The sequence below is a fragment of the Bacteriovorax sp. DB6_IX genome (genome assembly GCF_000447775.1).
GTDB lineage: Bacteria > Bdellovibrionota > Bacteriovoracia > Bacteriovoracales > Bacteriovoracaceae > Halobacteriovorax_A.
In genome coordinates this window covers 1-3886 of the sequence record NZ_AUNJ01000150.1, presented here as the reverse complement: position 1 = coordinate 3886, position 3886 = coordinate 1, and the positions used below count along the sequence as shown (strand labels likewise).

The 3886-nt window shown below is 38.3% G+C and carries 4 protein-coding genes; 2 read left to right on the top strand and 2 right to left on the bottom strand.

Going from position 1 to position 3886, the window contains the following annotated elements; all coding sequences use genetic code 11:
• The first annotated feature begins 105 nt into the window (after positions 1 to 105).
• Positions 106 to 480, top strand: coding sequence for a response regulator (locus M901_RS16265; RefSeq protein ID WP_021277008.1), 375 nt, complete (start codon positions 106 to 108; stop codon positions 478 to 480).
• A gap of 31 nt (positions 481 to 511) precedes the next feature.
• Here M901_RS16265 and M901_RS04550 read toward each other — a convergent pair whose 3' ends face one another.
• The gene (locus M901_RS04550; protein WP_021277009.1) at positions 512 to 703 is read right to left on the bottom strand and encodes a twin-arginine translocase TatA/TatE family subunit; all 192 of its coding nucleotides are present in this window, start codon (positions 701 to 703) and stop codon (positions 512 to 514) included.
• Positions 704 to 726: 23 nt separating this feature from the next.
• Positions 727 to 1290, bottom strand: coding sequence for a preQ(1) synthase (gene queF, locus M901_RS18175; protein WP_053335822.1), 564 nt, complete (start codon positions 1288 to 1290; stop codon positions 727 to 729).
• Positions 1291 to 1379: 89 nt separating this feature from the next.
• Between queF and hemH the strand changes: the two genes are divergently transcribed.
• Positions 1380 to 3791 (top strand): ferrochelatase, encoded by a 2412-nt coding sequence (gene hemH, locus M901_RS16260; protein ID WP_021277010.1) that lies wholly within the window; start codon positions 1380 to 1382, stop codon positions 3789 to 3791.
• Positions 3792 to 3886: the final 95 nt, after the last annotated feature.

The window sequence follows — 3886 nt, the reverse complement described above, 5'->3', positions numbered from 1 at the left end:
TTACAAAATCAATCATATATCAAACTAAAGAGGCTTCCATCGGAAGCCTTTTTCTTTACCAAATCTTAACTTTGTATTAGGTATTAACCAGTTCATAATACCTCTATGCCAGATTCTAAGTTGAAAATTCTATTCGTTGATGATGAGCAAGATCTTCTCGATCTTTGCGCAGATGCCTTTGATATGGAAGGGCATGAAGTGATTGGGATAACAAATGCTCCCGATGCTTTAGAGCTCTTGTCTCAAAACCAATATGATGTCATTATTTCTGACTCAAAAATGCCAGAGATGTCTGGTGAACAATTCTATACTAAGGCCAGAGAGTTACTGGGTGAGAAGCTTCCACCTTTCTTTCTTTCATCTGGTGCTATTGATCTCGATGAGACGGGGTTGATTTCTCAAGGGGTGAGAGGACTTATTTCCAAGCCCTATGATATAGAAGAAATGATTGAACAGGTTGTTAAAGAGGCCAATAAATAAAAAAGCTCCTATTTAAGGAGCTTTTTTTTTATTAGGCATTCTTATCAGAATTATTTTCTATAGAGTCTTTCTTCTCTTTTTCTGGGTCCTCGTTAAGACCCTTTTTAAAACCTGTAATGGCCTGTCCCATTGATTTACCAAGTTCAGGGATTTTCTTTCCGCCAAACATAAGGACTACAATCGCAAGTAGTATAAGACCTTCACCAATTCCTAATCCAAACATATCGTCTTCCTTATTTTAATCTACTAATAGATTTTTGAGAGATCCATAGAATACTTCCCTGGAGCGTATTCGGCAAATCTCTTATTCTTTAAGTCTTTATATTGTCTCTTACTATTGCTAGTAGATGCAAATGGATAAATACAAATTCCACCACGTGGAGTGAATTCCCCAATAACTTCTAAGTACTTAGGCTTCATAATTTTTGCTAAGTCATCACAAATCTTCTGAATGCAGTCCTCGTGGAAATCTCCGTGATTTCTGAAACTGAATAGGTATAATTTCAGGGACTTAGACTCAACCATTGTCTTATCAGCAATATAGTTAATATAAATTCTGGCAAAATCTGGTTGGTTTGTCTTTGGGCAAAGAGAAGTAAACTCTGTGCAGACAAATGTTGTCCAAGCATCACTTTGAGGATTCTTATTAGGGAAGACCTCTAAGATCTCTGGAGAGTATGTGTCAGGGTAGTCAGTTCTATTAGAGCCTAGTCCAAGTTCTTTGAGCTCTTTCTTAGCACGGCCTTGAGAAAGTTTTGTTTCTCTTTTCTTTGTCGTTGGTTTAGTTTTTGTCGATTTTTTTACCGCCATAAGAACAGTTCCTTTGGTTTTCATTTCTTTTATTTCTTGATACAAATACTGAGAATTATACAACACACTCTTATCATTGGATAGCTTTTATGGCAACACGTCATCCATTATTAACATTCCCAAAAACAAAACCGATCACAAAGGTGGTACTGGTACAATTGGGATCACCTAAATCACCTGAAGTATCAGATGTACGTTCATATTTAAAAGAGTTCTTGGCCGATCCAAGAGTCGTCGATATCAATCCCACTCTTTGGAAAATTATTCTCAACTGTTTTGTGCTTCCGTTTAGACCTAAGAAATCGGCTGCGCTCTATTCGAGAATTTGGGAGGGAAGTGAATTTCCTCTAACTAGGATTACTCGTGAATTTACTGAGAAAGTAAATGCTTTAACCAGTGAAAATATTGAAGTGGCCCATGCCTTCTTATTATGTGAGCCTAGAGTTGAAACAGTTTATGCTCAGTGGGAAAAAGAACTGGATGAAAGACTTGATCCAGCTTCTCGTTTGATTGTCATTCCCATGTTCCCTCAGTATTCAGAGAGTACTATCGCAAGTGGAATTGATTTCTTTGGGAAAATGCTTGAGACAAAGGTTCGTATTCCAAACTTTTCTGTCGTCACTCAATTTCATAGAACGAAGGCCTTTATTGATAACTCTGTTGTTAATATTGAGAAGACGCTACAAGAAAAAACAGTTGATGAGTTAGTTATCTCTTTTCATGGAATTCCTAAGAGGCGAGTGATCTATAAGAGAGATCCTTACTTTCAACATTGTTTTGAAACATTTAAACTCATCAGAGATCAGATAACTTCAATTCCACATGACAGAATTCATATGACATTCCAATCACGTTTTGGATCAGAAGAGTGGTTAACCCCTTATACAGACGACTATGTCGAAAATCTTATCGAAGGTGGCAGAAAGAATATTGCTGTTTACTGCCCGTCTTTTGTGGCCGATTGTTTGGAGACTATTGATGAGATTGGGACGGAACTTCAAGAAGAAGTTGCAGAGATTGGAGGAGTCATCCATCATGTTCCTTGTTTGAATACTGATGAGAAGTGGAACCAAGATTTTGCTCAATATGTTGAGTGTATGGTTAATGAGGAATCTAAGGTTGCTGAATTAGAATATGAATTTAAAGAGGAAGAATATATGGAAATGCCTAATCAAACTATGGAAGTCCCACCTTTAACTGATAAGGCGAAGAAGTCTTTAAAAATTGTTTTTCTGACTCTCTTCTTAGATCTTGTTGGTTTCAGTATTATCTTCCCATTATTTCCGGCCCTCGCGAAATGGTATCTTAGTGTCGATGCAGATAATATTTTCTTAAAGGCCATTTTTGGTTCAATTACTGCTTTAACTGAGACGGGAGGAGCTGCTAACTTTAGCTCTATTGTTCTCTTTGGTGGAGCACTTGGTGCCATCTACTCATTACTACAATTTGTTGCGGCCCCTATCTGGGGAAGTATTTCGGATCGAATCGGTAGAAGACCGGTTCTTCTTATTTCGGTTTTTGGACTCTTTCTAAGTTACGTACTGTGGTTCTTCTCTGGAAGCTTTACAGTTCTCATTCTTGCTCGTTTTATTGGAGGAATTATGGGAGGTAATATTTCAACTGCAACTGCCGTTGTGGCCGATGTCACTCAGAAAGAGAATAGGGCCAAGGGGATGGCAACAATTGGGATTGCCTTTGCTCTCGGTTTTATTATTGGTCCGGCGATGGGAGGAATTCTCTCTCTTGTGAATCTTCTTGATTATTACCCGTGGCTTGCAGAATATGGAGTGAATCCATTCTCGATGCCTGCGGCCCTTGCAGGTATTCTAGCTCTTTATAATGTAAAGAATCTCTATCAGAAATTTGAGGAGACTCTTCCTGAACAAAGACGTGGGAAAGAGACAGGCGAGAGAACAGCGAATATTTTTAAGCTCTTTAAGCCACTTCCATATCCAGGAATTAACCTCGTTAATATTGGCCACTTCCTATTCTTAATGGCCTTTTCTGGGATGGAGTTTACTCTGACATTCCTGGCAGCAGAGAGATTAAATTACTCTTCAATGGACAATGCTTACATGTTTATCTTTATTGGGTTCATCATAGCTTTTGTTCAAGGTGGTGTTGTTAGAAGAAAGGCCCATTCGGTAGGTGAGAAGAAGATGGCCTTAATGGGGCTTATTTCTATTATTCCAGGGCTTCTCTTTATCGCTTTTGCTCAAAGTTCATTCTTAATATATGTTGGGCTTTTCTTTTTAGCGGTAGGATCTTCAATGGCCATTCCATGTCTGACTTCTCTTGTTTCCCTCTACACACCAGTTGAAAAGCAGGGACAGAGTATTGGAGTTTTCAGATCACTTGGAGCTCTTTCAAGAGTTATTGGTCCAATTGTGGCCTCACTTGTTTATTGGAAATTTGATTCGGCCATGCCGTATCTCGTAGGATCGGCCTTCTTAATTATTCCAATTCTCATGACAGCGAAACTTCCAGATTATAAGCACTAATATTAGCACCCTTCGGGGTGCTTTTCTTTTTCTATTCGTTTGCCAATAGGCCATCAAGATGAAATAATTTTTATTCAAAATATTTAAAACCTAAA

Bases quoted from the DNA above. Each gene is read 5' to 3' on its own strand.
- M901_RS16265 (WP_021277008.1), top strand. From the start codon at position 106: ATGCCAGATTCTAAGTTGAAAATTCTATTCGTTGATGATGAGCAAGAT.
- M901_RS04550 (WP_021277009.1), bottom strand. From the start codon at position 703: ATGTTTGGATTAGGAATTGGTGAAGGTCTTATACTACTTGCGATTGTA.
- queF (WP_053335822.1), bottom strand. From the start codon at position 1,290: ATGGCGGTAAAAAAATCGACAAAAACTAAACCAACGACAAAGAAAAGA.
- hemH (WP_021277010.1), top strand. From the start codon at position 1,380: ATGGCAACACGTCATCCATTATTAACATTCCCAAAAACAAAACCGATC.